A 15,761-nucleotide genomic window follows, 5' to 3' on the forward strand; every position below is an offset into this window, starting at 1 on the left:
AACATGCTTTCAACTATTATTATTAGTAGGATCCCGACCCGCGCTCGCTCCCGACAGCACGCAATAACACACCCGCACTTATCGCTATGTGCTACACGGGTTCACACCGGGTGCATCCCCCCGGCGTTTTGCCTATACTTGCTCACGGTCAAAACTGAACTTAAGTGGGTAACGTATGGAAATTGATCTCGATAACCTCGTCTTTAGCGGGCTGGAAGAAGCGCAAGAGCGCAACGCTGAGCGCCTTGAAGAGGCCGATAAAAAAGCGCAGGCCGTTGTTGCCGACGATGACTGCGGCGACGCCTGTAAGATCTAACGACGAAACCGGCAGCTCTGCCGGTTTTTTTTACCTGCCTCTCTCCAGGGACGGATATAAAAAACGCCTTCAACGCGCCCATTTTACCGGTCGGGCGCCGCCCTGCGTCCTTAAATCTGTAGGTTAAAGCGTAAAACCGACAATTAAATAAACAACGAGCGCCAGGCTACCCGTCACCAGCGCATAAGGCATTTGGGTACGAATATGCTCAATATGGTCGCAGCTGGTCGCCATCGAGGCCACGATGGCATCGCTGGAGATAGGGGAAGTCATGTCGCCAAAAATTGAACCGGAAATCGCCGCGCCGATCATAAAGTGCGGGTCGATACCTATTGAGACGCCCAGCTGAACGCCAATCGGAATCATAATGGCGAAGGTCCCCCATGAGGTGCCCGTGGCCAGCGACATCACCGCGGCAATCAGAAAGATAAAGCCGATCGCGAAACCTGATGGAATAACGCCGGAGGTAATGGAGGCGATATACTGCCCGGTATTCAGTTCCGCTGAAATATGCCCCATCAGGAAAGCCAGGATCATGATTGAGCTAATTTTAACCATGCTGGCGTAGCCGATATACAGCTCTTTGAAAAAGTTCTCAACGTTCAGAATACCGCGCGCGCGGAACCAGATAAAAGAGACGACGGTACCAAACATAACGCCGGAGTAGACCGACATCGAGCCGCTGCCTTTTGAGAATTGTCCGTCGCCGGTAATATACAGAACAACCGGAACCATTAACACAGTGGAAAGAATGGGAATAAAGAAGTTCAGCAATGAATTGCAGGCCGGATGGTCAATTACCGAGTCCGCCTCCTCTTCGCCATGCTCTTGTTCTATTTCGGTCTGGATCGTTTCAAACTTCACCTCCGCCTTTTTCATCGGCCCCCAGCTGCAGCCGGAGAGAATATAAAACAGCACCGAGGCTAATGAAAACCAGGCCATCGTGTTCCAGATCATTGAGCTTGCCAGGACTTCAAATGGCCCGCCGGTCAGGTACCCCTGCGCAATCTGTACGCCGATAACGCCCATCATCGCCGCCCCCCAGCCGTTGATCATCACCGATGAGCAGACGGAGACGCAGGATGTCTGGATAATATAGGACATCTTTTCCGGTGAGACTTTATAGCGTCGGGCAAGGTTTTTCGTCGATGCCCCGGCGATCAGCTGGTTTATCGAGCTCTCGATAAAAATCAACGATGTCACCAGCATCGCCAGCAGCTGGACCGATTTTTTATTGGTGACGAAATCGTTTTTTTCCGACAGAAACTGCACCAGTTTCCGCATGCCGCCGGTCACCACAATCAGCCGCATAATACCGCCGATCATCACCATAAAAACAATCGTTCGCGCATTACCGGCGGAAGCGAAGGTTTCGATAATCCCGTTCAGGGTAGCGCCAACGCCCTGGATAATACTGTGGTTAATCACCGCGTAGCCAACGAAAATGCCGGTGAGCAGGGAAAGGATCACCTGGCGAGTCAGGATAGCCAGAATAATGGTGACCAGCGGGGTAATAATCGTCCAGATGCCATAGTCATGCATGATGATTATCCTGTGCGATGCCCATCGCGGCGAAGGCGCTGTCAAGGTCTTGCAGCAAATCATCGATATGCTCAATACCGACGGAGAAACGTAGCGTCGTGTCGTAAATCCCAATAGCCTCCCGCTCTTCTTTTGACATCGACCCGTGGGACATAGAAGCCGAATGGTTGATCATGCTCTCCACCCCGCCAAGCGATTCCGCCAGCACAAAATAGTGCAGACCGCCGATGAAGCGTTTCAGACTCTGGATATCCCCCTTCAGCGTTGCGGTTACCACCGCGCCGCCTGAACGCATTTGCTTTCTGCACAGCGCATGCTGCGGGTGCGACGGCAGGCCGGGATAATAGACGCTGGCAATCGCCGGATGGTTTTCCAGATATTCAGCCACCCGCAGCGCATTGCCGCACTGACGCGCCATGCGCAGATCCAGCGTTTTCATACCGCGCAGAGCAAGATAGGCATCGAATGGCGAGGCAATGGAACCGATGGTGGTTTTAATAAAGTCGAGCTTCGATGCCAGCGTTTCATTATTGGTGATTACCGCGCCGCCAATTAAATCTGAATGTCCGCCGACATATTTACTGGTAGAGAGCATGACCATATCCGCGCCCATTTCAAGCGGCTTATGATTCCAGGCGCTGGCAAAGGTATTATCGACGCAGGTAGTAATGGCGCGTGCTTTAGCAATACGGCACACTTTCGCGATATCGACCAGTTCCAGTAAGGGATTGGTCGGTGTTTCAATCCAGATTAAAGCGGTATTTTCCTGAATAGCGGCCATCAGGCTTTGCTCATCATTCAAATCGATATAGGAAATCGTGGCGCCGGTGGTACGCGTTTTTAATTTTTCGAACAGCCGCCAGGTTCCTCCATAGACGCCTTTCATGGCGATAATATGGGCATCTTTGGGCAAGAGTTCCATCACGATATTGGTGGCCGCCATTCCCGATGCGGTGGCGGTGGCGTAAATGCCGCCTTCCAGCTCGGCAAGCGCCGATTCATAAGCCTGACGCGTTGGATTAGAGACCCGGGAATAACAAAAATCGCCGCCTTCATAAAGGTTAGGTTGAATAAATGAGCTGGCCGTGACGATCGGCGTAAATATAGCGTTAGTTACCGGATCGGATTGATTTCCAGCGTGTACCGCCAGGGTTGCAATATCTTTAGTTTTGGTTTTCATAGAGTACACTCAAATTATTATTAGACATAAAGGTCGTGATTTTTTATTGACGCCTTCGGCGGAGCTGGCGAATAAAACAACAGCCAAAACTCCGTTTAATAGCCAAAAAGGAATAGCTATTTCATCATTAACAGCGTGATTTGCGTCCTTCAATCACTATTAAAATGTATATCAGACGAGGAAGAAAATTTTGCCTATTTTCACTCTATTCCGGGAAAAATGGAGAAAAATGTTCTCTACACGCCAAAATCGATGATCGCTAATTAATTGATATAAATTGATTTTATTTTAAAGAGTGATGTTAATCACAAAAAATAGGGGAAAAATCCTCTCCTGCACGCTTCCGCTGGATCTTTTTTTTCGTCCTGCCGCTCACAGCCTGAACCACCGCTGCGAAGAATGAGTTAGAGCTATTTTCTGTAGAATGCTGTATGGTCATACGCTCTTAAATCAGGAAATATCATATGTCAGAACGCAAAGACGCTAAAACTCGCCGTAATTATCTCGTTAAATGCTCCTGCCCTAACTGCTCCCAGGATTCAGAACACAGCTTCAGCCGAGTCCAAAAAGGTGCACAACTCATTTGTCCCTACTGCCATAAACTCTTTCAGTCCTCATCACGACCCGCTGCATAATTTTCTCTTGCCAGATGCCGATTGCCGCGCGTGGCTGAGCAATAATCAGCCAGCGCCGATCTCTTTTGGCGAAAAAAAGCCCGCCAGCGCGGGTTTTATTTTGATTTGAATAGACTTCCCGCGCGCTTACTGTATAGTCGTGGCGGTTTTCATATTTAAAAGGTATTTCGTTGTTCCAAAAAATGACAGGTATTGTCAAAGCATTTGATAATAAAACAGGCAAAGGCCTGATAATCCCCTCAGATGGTCGCAAAGACGTTCAGGTTCATATTTCCGCATTATCGCCCGGCGAACCCACCACAATCAGCCCGGGAATCCGCGTTGAATTTCGTCGCGTTAACGGACTGCGAGGGCCAACCGCCGCCAATGTCTATCTTTCGTAAACACCGGCTCCAGGCGCTACCGAGCGGATTAAAACATGGCCAGAAAACGCTTCACCGTGCGCGAGCGCTCGTAGCGTCGCCAGGCGATAGCAATATCGGTTTTTAGCGGCGTGCCCGACAAAGGGTGATAGCTGACGTTAGGTAGCGTGATGCAGGTCATGGACTGCGGCACCAGCGCAAACCCGAATCCGGCCTCCACCATGCTTAACGACGATGATATTTGCGATGACTGATACGTTCGTTGCATATCAATACCGGCGCGCAGATAGCTGTTATACACCAGCTCATACAGCCCCGGAGCCACTTCCCGCGGGAAAAGAATCGGCGCCACGTCCGTTAACTGCTCCAGCGTCAGCTCGCTATGGGACGACAGCGGATGCGAACGCGCCAGCGCAATCACCATCGGCTCCTGGTCGATAATTCGCAGGTTGAACGCTTTACTGCTTTCACAGGGCAGGCGCACAAAAGCGATATCCAGCTCCGCTTCGCCAAGCGCCCCCATCAGCGTCGCCATATTGCCCTCGACCTGATGTAACGTGACTCCCGGGTGACTGTGCTGAAACTGCTGGAGCAGGCTAAAGATCTGCGGATGAAAGGCATCAGAACTGGTAATGCCCAGCGAGAGTCGGCCGTTCAACCCGCGGGCGATCCCCTTGGTCTTTTCCAGCGCCGCGTCGCTTAATGCCAGGATCTGGCAGGCATCCTCATAGAAAGACTCCCCCGCTTCCGTCAGCTCGACGCCGCGGGTTAAACGGCGGAAAAGCGGTGTGCCAATTTCCCGTTCAAGTCTCTGTATTTGCTGGCTTAATGGCGGCTGGGAGATGCCAAGTTCTTTTGCCGCTTTAGTGAAGTGTCGCGCCTCAGCGACGGCGACGAAGTAGCGCAGATAACGAAGTTCCATATCGAAAACGTCTCAAACAATCATAGATTCTATATTGGAACTGTGAGCTGAATCGCGTCAACATTTATTTAACCTTTCTGATATTCGTTGAACGAGGAAGCGGGTAATGAACCATTCTGCTGAATGCTCTTGCGAAGAGAGCCTGTGTGAAACTCTACGAGGATTTTCCGCGCAACATCCCGATAGCGTCATCTACCAGACTTCTCTGATGAGCGCGCTGTTGAGCGGCGTTTATGAGGGCAATACCACCATCGCCGATTTGCTCACCCACGGCGATTTCGGCCTGGGCACCTTTAATGAACTGGACGGCGAGCTGATCGCGTTTAGCAGCGAGGTTTACCAGCTGCGCGCCGACGGCAGCGCCCGTAAAGCCCGAATGGAACAGCGCACGCCCTTCGCGGTGATGACCTGGTTTCAGCCGCAGTACCGCAAAACGTTTGATAAACCGGTCAGCCGCGAACAGCTGCACGACATTATCGACCGGCAAATCCCCTCCGATAATCTGTTCTGCGCCCTGCGTATCAACGGCCATTTTCGCCACGCCCATACCCGCACCGTACCGCGCCAGACGCCGCCCTACCGGGCGATGACCGACGTGCTCGACGACCAGCCCGTTTTCCGCTTCAACCAGCGCGAAGGGGTGCTGGTGGGGTTTCGCACGCCGCAGCATATGCAGGGCATTAACGTTGCCGGCTACCACGAACACTTCATCACCGATGACCGCCAGGGCGGCGGCCATCTGCTCGATTATCAGCTCGACCACGGCGTGCTGACCTTTGGTGAGATCCACAAATTGATGATTGACCTTCCTGCCGATAGCGCCTTCCTGCAGGCGGATCTGCATCCTGACAATCTTGATGCCGCCATTCGCTCAGTCGAAAACTAAGGAGATTCTCGTGGATAATCAACATCAACCGCGCCAGTGGGCGCACGGCGCCGACCTTATCGTCAGCCAGCTTGAGGCGCAGGGCGTACAACAGGTGTTCGGCATTCCAGGGGCCAAAATCGATAAAGTCTTCGATTCGCTGCTGGACTCCTCCATTCGCATTATTCCGGTACGCCACGAAGCCAACGCCGCGTTTATGGCCGCCGCGGTTGGCCGCATCACCGGGAAAGCGGGCGTCGCGCTGGTCACGTCCGGCCCCGGCTGCTCTAACCTGATTACCGGCATGGCCACCGCAAACAGCGAAGGCGACCCGGTGGTGGCGCTGGGCGGTGCGGTAAAACGCGCCGACAAGGCCAAACAGGTGCACCAGAGTATGGATACGGTGGCGATGTTTAGTCCGGTAACCAAATACTCGGTGGAAGTCACCGCCGCGGAAGCGCTGGCGGAAGTGGTTTCCAACGCGTTTCGCGCAGCCGAGCAGGGACGCCCCGGCAGCGCCTTCGTCAGCCTGCCGCAGGACGTGGTCGACGGGCCGGTCCACGCCAGGGTTCTGCCCGCCAGCGATGCGCCGCAGACCGGCGCGGCGCCGGACGAAGCCATTGAGCGAGTCGCGAAGATGATTGCCGGCGCTAAAAATCCGATATTCCTGCTCGGCCTGATGGCCAGCCAGGCGGAAAACAGCGCGGCGCTGCGTGAATTGCTGAAAAAAAGCCATATCCCGGTTACCAGCACCTATCAGGCCGCCGGCGCGGTGAATCAGGACCACTTTACCCGCTTTGCCGGGCGGGTTGGGCTGTTCAATAACCAGGCGGGGGATCGACTCCTGCATCTCGCCGACCTGGTCATCTGCATCGGCTATAGCCCGGTGGAGTACGAACCGGCCATGTGGAATAACGGCAACGCCACGCTGGTGCATATCGATGTACTGCCGGCTTACGAAGAGCGCAACTATACCCCGGACATCGAGCTGGTCGGCAATATTGCCGCCACCCTGAACAAACTCTCTCAGCGTATCGACCACCAGCTGGTGCTGTCGCCGCAGGCCGCCGAGATCCTGGTTGACCGCCAGCATCAGCGGGAGCTGCTCGACCGCCGCGGCGCGCAGCTGAACCAGTTTGCCCTTCATCCGCTGCGCATCGTTCGCGCCATGCAGGACATCGTCAACAGCGACGTGACGCTAACCGTCGATATGGGGAGCTTTCATATCTGGATCGCCCGCTATCTCTACAGCTTCCGCGCCCGTCAGGTCATGATTTCCAACGGCCAGCAGACCATGGGGGTGGCGCTGCCGTGGGCGATTGGCGCCTGGCTGGTGAACCCGCAGCGCAAAGTGGTTTCGGTTTCCGGCGACGGCGGCTTCCTGCAATCCAGTATGGAGCTGGAGACCGCCGTACGGCTAAAAGCTAACGTCCTGCATATCATCTGGGTCGATAACGGCTACAACATGGTGGCGATTCAGGAAGAGAAAAAATACCAGCGGCTCTCCGGCGTTGAGTTCGGTCCGGTGGACTTTAAAGCCTACGCCGAAGCCTTCGGCGCCAAAGGGTTTGCGGTAGAGAGCGCTGCCGCCCTTGAGCCGACGCTGCGGGCGGCGATGGACGTCGACGGCCCCGCCGTGGTCGCCATCCCCGTTGATTACAGCGACAACCCGCTGCTGATGGGCCAGCTTCATCTCAGTCAAATACTTTGAGTCACTACAGAAGGAATCCAGCAATGAAAAAAGTCGCACTCGTGACCGGCGCGGGCCAGGGCATCGGGAAAGCTATCGCCCTTCGCCTGGTTAAAGATGGTTTTGCCGTGGCTATCGCCGATTACAATGACGCCACCGCACAGGCGGTCGCCGATGAAATTAACCGCGGCGGCGGTCAGGCGCTGGCGGTGAAGGTGGATGTCTCTAAACGCGACCAGGTTTTTGCCGCCGTAGAACAGGCGCGGAAGGGCCTGGGCGGTTTTGACGTGATTGTGAACAACGCCGGGGTGGCCCCCTCCACGCCTATCGAAGAGATTCGCGAGGACGTGATCGATAAAGTCTACAATATCAACGTCAAAGGCGTTATCTGGGGTATCCAGGCCGCGGTAGAGGCGTTTAAAAAAGAGGGCCACGGCGGCAAAATCATCAACGCCTGCTCCCAGGCGGGCCACGTGGGTAACCCGGAACTGGCGGTCTATAGCTCAAGTAAGTTTGCCGTGCGCGGCCTGACGCAAACCGCCGCCCGCGATCTGGCGCATCTGGGAATTACCGTTAACGGCTACTGCCCGGGGATCGTTAAAACCCCAATGTGGGCGGAAATCGACCGTCAGGTTTCCGAAGCGGCGGGTAAACCGCTGGGCTACGGGACCCAGGAGTTCGCCAAACGCATTACCCTTGGACGGCTTTCCGAGCCGGAAGACGTCGCGGCCTGCGTCTCTTATCTCGCCGGTCCGGACTCCAACTATATGACCGGCCAATCGCTGCTGATCGATGGCGGCATGGTATTTAGCTAATAATAAATAAGCTCTGACATGGTTTGCCCCGGCTTCAGCGCCGGGGCTTTTTTATCTCACCCTTTAGGGAAGATCCACAGGTCGCTGACGGGCAAGGCCAGATGGCAGCGCTCGGCATCGCGCAGCGCGCTGCCGTAGGCGCGAATGGCGAAATCATCGCCCTCGGTGCGAAACAGGTACTCCCAGCGGTCGCCGAGATACATACTGGTCAGCAGCGGCAATGCCAGCATATTCTCCTCAGGCGCTGAGGCGATGCGCAGGCGTTCAACGCGGATCACCGCCGTCGCCTCTTCCCCCACCTTGACCCCCTCCCCGACCATCCCCCACAGCGCCCAGCTGGCGCCCTCAATTCGCGCCCGACCATTATCCAGAGCGGTGACGGTGCCATGCAGCCGGTTATTGCTGCCCATAAACTCGGCGGCAAACAGCGTTCTCGGGCTACCGTACATCTCCTGCGGCGTTCCCTGCTGCTCGATCACCCCGTTATTGAGCAGCAGAATGCGATCGGAAATCGCCATCGCCTCGTTCTGATCGTGCGTGACCATCAGCGCCGACAGCCCCAGCTTGATGATCAGCTCGCGCAAAAAGACCCGCGCCTCTTCCCGCAGCTTGGCGTCAAGATTCGACAGCGGCTCATCCAGCAGAATTACCGGCGGGTTGTAAACCAGCGCCCGGCCGATGGCCACGCGCTGCTGCTGCCCTCCGGAGAGCTGGTGCGGATGGCGATTGCCAAGATGCCCCAGACCCAGCTGTTCAAGCACGGTCTGCACCCGCTGCTTGATCTCCGCGGCGGCAACCTTACGCAGCTTCAGCGGATACGCCACGTTTTCAAACACCGTTTTATGCGGCCACAGCGCGTAGGACTGAAATACCAGCCCCAGGTTGCGCGCCTCCGCCGGGATTTCGCTACGCGGGTTGCCGTCATAGACGCGGGTTTTACCAATAGTGATAATGCCGCTGGTCGGCTTCTCCAGCCCGGCTACCGCCCGCAGCAGCGTGGTTTTTCCACTGCCCGATGGCCCGAGCAGCGAGACCACCTCACCCCGCTTCAGTTCCATTGACACGCCCTTGAGCACCGGATTATCACCGTAGGTCAGATGCAGGTTTTCTACCGATAATTCAATCATGTAATTTCACTCCAAAGCGCAGGGCGATACCCAGGCCCACGACCACCAGCAGAATATTAATAAAGGAGAGCGCGGCAACGATATCGATAGCCCCCGCCGCCCACAGCGACACCAGCATCGAACCGATGGTTTCGGTGCCCGGAGAGAGCAGATAAACCCCGGTGGAATATTCGCGCTCGAAGATAAGAAACATCAGCAGCCAGGAGCCGATTAAGCCGTAGCGCGACAGCGGAACCGTGACGTGGCGGGTGATCTGCCCGCGCGATGCGCCGGTACTGCGTGCGGCCTCCTCCAGCTCCGGCGCTACCTGCAGCAGCGTCGAGGAGATGAGCCGCAGCCCGTAAGCCATCCATACGACGGTATAGGCCAGCCAGACGCTAAAAATGGTGTTACGCAGCGCGCGCAGCTGAACGATCAGATGTTCACGCAGCCAGTCTGCCACCGGCAGCGCCGAGAGCCAGCCGTTTTTCAGCGACTGATCGAGCCACATCGGCAGAAACAGAAATACCCACAGAAACGCCAGCCCGGCCAGCAGCCCGGGCACCGCGCGCGGCACCAGCACGCTATAGTCCAGAAAGCGCGTGACGTTATCCGGTTTGCGGTGCATCGCGATGCCCACGAACAGATAGCAGACCACCGCCAGCGCGCCGCCAATCACCCCAATCGCCATGGAGTTAACGATGGCGCGCAGCAGATTCGGCTGCTGCCAGATGTTACGGAACGTCGCCAGCGAGAGTTCATCCCACAGCGAAACGCCCACGCCCCAGTTTGAAATAAAGGCCCGCAGCGCCACGCCGATCAGCGGCACCCCAATGGTGACCGTCAGCCATGCCACCACCACAATCCCGGCGACCCAGCGCCATTTCCCCAGCGGCAGCGCGCGGGCCTGGGACGCTTTTCCCTTCATGGTGACAAAGCGGTTGGCGGTGCGCATCAGGCGGCGCTGGAGCATCACCAGCGGAACGGTGATGCAGATCAGGACCACCGCCACCGCCGCCATCAGGTGATAAGAAGGCGTACCGAGCTTGTTGGTGAGCTTATAGAGATAGGTCGCCAGCACCATGTTGCCTTCCGGATCGCCCAGCACCAGCATCAGGCCAAATACCTCCAGGCCGAGGAAAAACAGCAGTACGCAGGCGTAGAGTATCGACGGTCGCACCATCGGCAGGCTCACCGAGGTCATCACCTGCAGCGGCGATGCGCCCACCGTCCGCGCGGCCTCCTCGACATCCGATCCGACGCTGCGCAGCGCGGAAGAGATATAGAGATAGGCATGCGGAACGTGCGTCAGCCCGGCAATTACCACGATGCTGAACATCGAGTAAATATTCCACGGCACGAAGCCGATCAGCTGCTCGGCCCACTGCGAAAAGAAGCCCACCGGCCCGGCCGCCACCACGTAACCAAAGCCCAGTACCATCGGCGAAACGAAAATCGGTACCAGAATCAGCGGCTCGATAAACCGCCGCCCGGGTAAATCGGTACGTACCATTAAAAAGGCGAGGATCCCGCCGAGGGGGATGGCAATCGCCACCAGACCAAAGGCCAGAATAAACCCGGACTTGAGCGCCAGATAAAAATCCGGGTCGCTAAAGATGAAGGCGAAGGCTTCGAGGCTGAACGATTTCGTGCGGGCAAAAAAAGGCGCCGAGAGAAAGCTCTGCACCACGATAAATAACAGCGGGACATAAATCGCCAGCGCCGTCATCACGACGACGATACCGCGCGGCAAACCCTGCCATTTTCGACGTAAGACATTCATAAGCGATCCCTTTAAACCTGGCGGGCGTTAAGCGGGCTGCGCATCCTGAAATGATGCGCAGCGCCGGAGGGTTATTTCGCCGCGGCGGTGCGCCACTGTTTGATAAACTCCAGTCGTTGTTTCGGCTCAAGATACGCCAGCAGCGTTTCATCGACCGGAATAGGCTTCAGCGCGCTACCGAGCATTTTGGTCATACCGTCGATATCATTTTTACCTTCGATATCATTGCGCAGGGAGGGAATATCGGCCTGGTTCGCCAGGATGCTTTGTCCCTTTTCCGACAGCACGTAATCAAACCACAGCTTCGCGGCATTAAGGTTCTCGGCTTCTGCGGTAATAAAAGAGACCCGCGAGAGCACCAGTACATAATCTTTCGGATAGGAGATGCCGAGCGAAGGATCGTTTTTGGCCCGCGCCTCCGCGTAGGATCCGAGAATATTGTAGCCAATCAGGTTTTCCCCGGAGGAGACGCGCTCCATCATCGTACCGGTGGACGATTGCACGGTCAGGCCGCCTTTCGCTATGCCCGCCAGATCGTCAAAGTAGCTGGCATCGGCTTTGCTGTCCTGTACCGCCAGCATAAAACCCAGACCCGATTTTTCAATATCATAAGTCGTGACCTTACCTTTGAATTTATCGGCCTGGCCGGCGATCAGCTTCGCCAGCGCGGTATGCGAGTCCGGAACTTCGCCCTGAGGGATCAGCCGCTTATTGTAGATAAAGACCACCGGCTCGTAGGTCGTGCCGTAGGCTTTCTGTTGCCAGACCGCCCATTTTGGCAGCTTATCCCGCTCCGGCGAGGCGTACTCTTCGGCGTAATCGGTGGCGAGCTTCAGCGCCGTATCCATGGAAGAGCTCCAGACCACGTCGCCGCTGCCGCCGCCCGCCGCCTGTTCGCTGATATAGCGGTTGTACAATTCGGTGCTGTTCATATCGTTATATTCAACTTTAATGCCGGGATATTGCGCTTCAAAGCCTTTAATTAACGGGCCTGCGGCCTTGGTATCGGTCGTTGAATAGATAACCACTTTGCCTTCTTTAATCCCGGCATCCACCACCTTTTGATAATCCGCCGGGTAGCCCTGAGGAACTGCGGCAAGGACCTGTCCGGAGATAGCTGCCGTCAGTGAAATCACTAACCCACTAATTTTCATATACATAAAATCAACCTTTAGATATCAATTATTAAACTTAAATTTAACATATAGCGGGACGCCAGAGCCTTGCAACGCCGGGGTTTGTTTTTTTACGGCTTTTGTGACGCTGGCGTAATTTAAAGGAAGATTCGTGGGGCGCGGCTAAAGAGATAAAGGTTGTTGGGCGGAAATATTAAGAAAAGATTAAGTTTTTCTGTTTCTTACCCCTCAGTATTGCGTTTTCTTACACACAAAAATAACACCCGCTGGCGCCGGGCGAACATCAATCGAGCTTATGGATATTGCCATCAGGGTAAATTTTGCGATCGGCCTTACAATTGAGCTGTTAAATAACGTAATGAAAAGGCATTTCATCAAATGAACTAAAAAATGACAGCTGATATGAATATGACAAAAATCACAAAAACACGCTGAAGCCACTGTTTTGAAGAAAAGATCGCTGTTCACCATGTCATCGCCATCGTGAACAAGAAACGAGCACGGGAGGAAGAATGCGTTGACGAGCCCGAAAGCGCTCAGGAGCTGAAATGGCGGTGGGCACAACCCACAGAGACGAGATAAAGGGAGTTCGTGGCGAGTTTGACCGGACCTCTCCCCGGCAGTCCCTCATCCACAGCGTGTTGTTTGCCGGGGCTGTGGCCCGTTGCGGGTGTGGTTGTCACGGGTAACGGGGTCCGGATGTTCAGAGTCATGTAAAGTGTGGGAAATATACGGCAGGTCGATGTCGCCTCTGCTGTACGCGATGGCCACTTCGGTACCGTCGGTGAGCGGGGTGTGCCAGCCGTATGTATCACCAGAGTACGGCTTCGCCATCCGCAGCCAAAGATAGCCGTAGCCCGGCTCCGTGCTCTCCCGGTCGAAGTCCGGCTTCACCCGGTAGCGCCCCTGCTCATCCAGGTGAGCGTAGATATCATTCTTCTCCCGGCTCTCAACCCGGGCCGGAAGCGTGCCGTGAATTTCCGGACGCGGGATTTCCGCCGGGCGGAAACAGTAACGTTCGGTGTAAGGCTGGCCCCAGACTGACACATGCAGACGGGAATCACGGGCGCCACGGAAGGTCACCAGCGTGAGGATCACGCCTTCTTGCAGGGCCGTAATGACGTCGCCCTGCGGCTCCAGCACCTGCCCGGGAGTGAGGTGTGCAGCATTGCTGAACAGGTGAATGCGGGCCGACCTGTTCAGCTCCCGCTCGTGGTGAAGTCGGGCGTAGAACGCGCCAGATTCGGTTTCCGGCTCCGGGCTCGCGTCATCGCCCGCTTCACGATAAGGTGCCGCGTAGCGGTAATGCTCCCCGGTGGTGACCGCATCACTGCGCACACTCACCGCCGCATCCATCGGCGTGGTGGCGGTCCGGTAGTTGTAATCCCGCGTGACGACAGTGCTGGTGGCCACGTTGCGCCAGGTCCGCACATCCCAGACCGATTCTGCCGCGCCGTCGAACAACCCCGATGGCTCGCTGTACGGCAGGCGCACATCAAACTGGTCGTTAAGCTGGCTGTCGGCAAAAATGTACGTATCCAGACCGCGCACATCGTCCATCATCGAGCGCCAGTAAATTCCCACCTCAGACAGAATGCGCTGGATGAATTGCAGATCCGTCTCCTGCCACTGAGTGATAATTTCACGCGCCGGATAGGTGCGCTCCAGTCTGAATTCAAAATCTGGACCTTCCAGACCGTGTTTACGCAGCACCCGCTCAACCACCTCAGGAACGGACTGATTCTGATATACCGCGCACTGTCGGGTGTATCCCAGGAGCGCCAGGCGCGAACTGAGCGTAAGCCGGTAGTGAGACTGGTCCTTTGAGGTGGAAAGCCATTCCAGGCGGGTCACCATGCCGTGCACACTTTTGCCGCTCCGCATCCGGAAAGAGGCACGGCACTTGCTGTTCGAGTAGGGTCACATTGTGTGACTGTAAACGAGGTTCATACTTGAGTAGTACACCGGCCAACGTATCGATCAGCTCGTGGGCTGTCCCGGGCATGCCTTGCAGAATCTTGGTCATATCCGGCAAACCATAATCTGGGAGATGGGATATGGTCCCGGCCCGGGCGTTCAAAATATGCTGGATGTTATCCAGTACAGATAAAATGACCTGATCTTCTTCGTTTACAACTTCAAGGGGAAGATCCCCTGTAAAGTTGCCAGTAAGAATTTCATATTAAGGAGGGCGCTTTTTGATTCATAATATATCGAATTATATAAAATGATAGAGGTTTAGGTCCTAAGGAATAGGAATTATCCTATATTTCGTTTTAATTTTTTTGCAAGAATAATTATTGCGTAACCGGATAATGAGGAACCAAACATCAACATTACGCGAAGTGGATTTGTTCCATACCATGTATAAAACATAAATACAAAAGCCACACCAAGGATGGGTATTGAATGTTTTAATTTAATGAAGGCTGAGAGAAATATTATTGGAATAATAATGCACCGCATGTATAACATTACAAATCCAAGACCAACACCTCTACTTCGAGTAGTGAAATGATCCATATACCATTTGTAGCCGAAATAATGAACAGTGACAACAAGAATGCATCCAAGGACTGCAATTAGAATATTTATTGCAATGGTTTTATTTTTTCCAAATTCCATATTTTTCCAACTCACTATTTTTTATTGGGGCACCAAGCATTTCTGCTTTTACTGAGTTACTTATTTCTTTAACTTCAACTGCTGGATAAGATTTTCCCGTAGATGTTACTTTATATGTAAAATTCTTGCTAGCAAATAAAGCCCCTCTTAATACGAAATAATTATCATACTCATTGGAATAGTCCTCACTCCCTGTTATTGTACCTGCACCCCATTCAATTCCGATTTGTACTGTTTTAGTTATGCTCTGAGTGCTACGGTAGGTGTCAACGGCAAATGGTATCTGGCCCACGGCGTCCGTCCAATAGGGGATGTCGGAGATTAATACCAAAAGATATCCTGCTCCACCTTCAGGGTTCTGCTTCCAATCTCCTTCCATATTTTTATAAAAACTATATGATGGTCTGTCAATCAAGGAAAACTTAGCTATATCATCCCATGTAAATATTTTATATGCTTCTTTAGCATAGTCTGCGTCATTAATAAAAAGTAATTCCCTATAGTTATCTGCTAACGGCTCAAACCATTGATATTGAAAATGATCATAAAGGGTTTGAGCCGTTAATATTGAAAACCCATCCTCTTCGGCACCTCGTAAAACAAATAGAACCTCACCGTTTTTTCTGGTGATAATTAAAACGTTTGGTACTTTAATGTCATGAGGTGTGCTGTCATTTTCTGGAGTTGTTTTTCCTTTTATGCCCAGCTCAGTCTTTCCATCCTTTGTAACTATCAGATAGGGGGTTCCATCTATTTCAATATTTATTTTTTTCATGGTATTATT

At 54.0% G+C, this 15,761-nt stretch carries 15 protein-coding genes and 2 pseudogenes; 6 read left to right on the forward strand and 11 right to left on the reverse strand.

Features of this window, described 5'->3' with window-relative positions; translation table 11 throughout:
* Positions 1-175 precede the first annotated feature (175 nt).
* Complete coding sequence (locus ABLU87_RS27875; protein ID WP_004851627.1) at positions 176-316, forward strand: hypothetical protein; 141 nt, start codon at positions 176-178, stop codon at positions 314-316.
* Between the two features lie 123 nt (positions 317-439).
* Here ABLU87_RS27875 and ABLU87_RS27880 read toward each other — a convergent pair whose 3' ends face one another.
* Positions 440-1,858 (reverse strand): Na+/H+ antiporter NhaC family protein, encoded by a 1,419-nt coding sequence (locus ABLU87_RS27880; RefSeq protein ID WP_122117590.1) that lies wholly within the window; start codon positions 1,856-1,858, stop codon positions 440-442.
* Positions 1,851-3,038: a PLP-dependent aspartate aminotransferase family protein gene (locus tag ABLU87_RS27885; RefSeq protein WP_025105878.1), complete on the reverse strand. Its 1,188-nt coding sequence runs from the start codon at positions 3,036-3,038 to the stop codon at positions 1,851-1,853. Before ABLU87_RS27885 ends, ABLU87_RS27880 begins: the two co-directional genes overlap by 8 nt.
* A 464-nt stretch (positions 3,039-3,502) precedes the next feature.
* On the opposite strand from ABLU87_RS27885, the gene ABLU87_RS27890 reads away from it, so the two are divergent.
* Entirely contained in the window at positions 3,503-3,673 is a 171-nt protein-coding gene (locus tag ABLU87_RS27890; protein WP_213220741.1) for a YnfU family zinc-binding protein, read from the forward strand.
* Here ABLU87_RS27890 and ABLU87_RS27895 read toward each other — a convergent pair.
* Positions 3,618-3,896 carry a hypothetical protein gene (locus tag ABLU87_RS27895; RefSeq protein ID WP_162097154.1) on the reverse strand — a complete coding sequence of 93 codons (279 nt, stop codon included), beginning with the start codon at positions 3,894-3,896 and terminating at the stop codon, positions 3,618-3,620. The genes ABLU87_RS27890 and ABLU87_RS27895 overlap by 56 nt on opposite strands.
* On the opposite strand from ABLU87_RS27895, the gene cspF reads away from it, so the two are divergent.
* Positions 3,844-4,056 carry a cold shock-like protein CspF gene (cspF, locus tag ABLU87_RS27900; protein WP_004136705.1) on the forward strand — a complete coding sequence of 71 codons (213 nt, stop codon included), beginning with the start codon at positions 3,844-3,846 and terminating at the stop codon, positions 4,054-4,056. The two genes, ABLU87_RS27895 and cspF, sit on opposite strands and share 53 nt — an antisense overlap.
* Positions 4,057-4,084: 28 nt before the next feature.
* Here the strand turns inward: cspF and ABLU87_RS27905 are convergent, their stop codons facing one another.
* Positions 4,085-4,957, reverse strand: a complete 873-nt coding sequence (locus tag ABLU87_RS27905; RefSeq protein WP_014229640.1) for a LysR family transcriptional regulator — start codon at positions 4,955-4,957, stop codon at positions 4,085-4,087.
* A 106-nt stretch (positions 4,958-5,063) separates the two neighbouring features.
* On the opposite strand from ABLU87_RS27905, the gene budA reads away from it, so the two are divergent.
* Genes budA through ABLU87_RS27920 form a run of 3 tightly spaced genes read left to right on the forward strand, consistent with a single transcriptional unit; the run spans position 5,064 to position 8,327 of the window.
* Positions 5,064-5,843, forward strand: coding sequence for an acetolactate decarboxylase (gene budA, locus ABLU87_RS27910; protein ID WP_004851637.1), 780 nt, complete (start codon positions 5,064-5,066; stop codon positions 5,841-5,843).
* A gap of 10 nt (positions 5,844-5,853) precedes the next feature.
* Positions 5,854-7,533 carry an acetolactate synthase AlsS gene (gene alsS / locus ABLU87_RS27915; RefSeq protein WP_014838692.1) on the forward strand — a complete coding sequence of 560 codons (1,680 nt, stop codon included), beginning with the start codon at positions 5,854-5,856 and terminating at the stop codon, positions 7,531-7,533.
* A 23-nt stretch (positions 7,534-7,556) separates the two neighbouring features.
* The gene (locus ABLU87_RS27920) at positions 7,557-8,327 is read left to right on the forward strand and encodes a (S)-acetoin forming diacetyl reductase (protein WP_014838693.1); all 771 of its coding nucleotides are present in this window, start codon (positions 7,557-7,559) and stop codon (positions 8,325-8,327) included.
* Between the two features lie 56 nt (positions 8,328-8,383).
* On the opposite strand, the gene ABLU87_RS27925 is transcribed toward ABLU87_RS27920, so the two are convergent.
* From ABLU87_RS27925 to ABLU87_RS27955, 7 genes and pseudogenes are all read right to left on the reverse strand, one after another.
* A complete protein-coding gene (locus ABLU87_RS27925) occupies positions 8,384-9,454 on the reverse strand; it encodes an ABC transporter ATP-binding protein (protein ID WP_196942200.1) in 1,071 nt (356 codons plus the stop codon).
* Positions 9,447-11,216: an iron ABC transporter permease gene (locus ABLU87_RS27930; protein WP_025105882.1), complete on the reverse strand. Its 1,770-nt coding sequence runs from the start codon at positions 11,214-11,216 to the stop codon at positions 9,447-9,449. Before ABLU87_RS27930 ends, ABLU87_RS27925 begins: the two co-directional genes overlap by 8 nt.
* Positions 11,217-11,287: 71 nt before the next feature.
* On the reverse strand, positions 11,288-12,376 hold the full coding sequence (locus ABLU87_RS27935) for an ABC transporter substrate-binding protein (protein WP_196942199.1): 1,089 nt from the start codon (positions 12,374-12,376) through the stop codon (positions 11,288-11,290).
* Positions 12,377-12,962: 586 nt separating this feature from the next.
* Positions 12,963-14,236: pseudogene (gene vgrG / locus ABLU87_RS27940) on the reverse strand (type VI secretion system tip protein VgrG); the annotation flags it as partial.
* Between the two features lie 13 nt (positions 14,237-14,249).
* Positions 14,250-14,559: pseudogene (gene tssE, locus ABLU87_RS27945) on the reverse strand (type VI secretion system baseplate subunit TssE); the annotation flags it as partial.
* A 52-nt stretch (positions 14,560-14,611) separates the two neighbouring features.
* Positions 14,612-14,977 carry a hypothetical protein gene (locus ABLU87_RS27950; RefSeq protein WP_129896993.1) on the reverse strand — a complete coding sequence of 122 codons (366 nt, stop codon included), beginning with the start codon at positions 14,975-14,977 and terminating at the stop codon, positions 14,612-14,614.
* Entirely contained in the window at positions 14,958-15,752 is a 795-nt protein-coding gene (locus ABLU87_RS27955) for a hypothetical protein (RefSeq protein WP_025105883.1), read from the reverse strand. The genes ABLU87_RS27950 and ABLU87_RS27955 overlap by 20 nt, the downstream gene beginning before the upstream one ends.
* Positions 15,753-15,761: the final 9 nt, after the last annotated feature.

This window comes from Klebsiella sp. CB_Kp196 (assembly GCF_040061575.1).
GTDB classification, from domain to species: domain Bacteria; phylum Pseudomonadota; class Gammaproteobacteria; order Enterobacterales; family Enterobacteriaceae; genus Klebsiella; species Klebsiella michiganensis.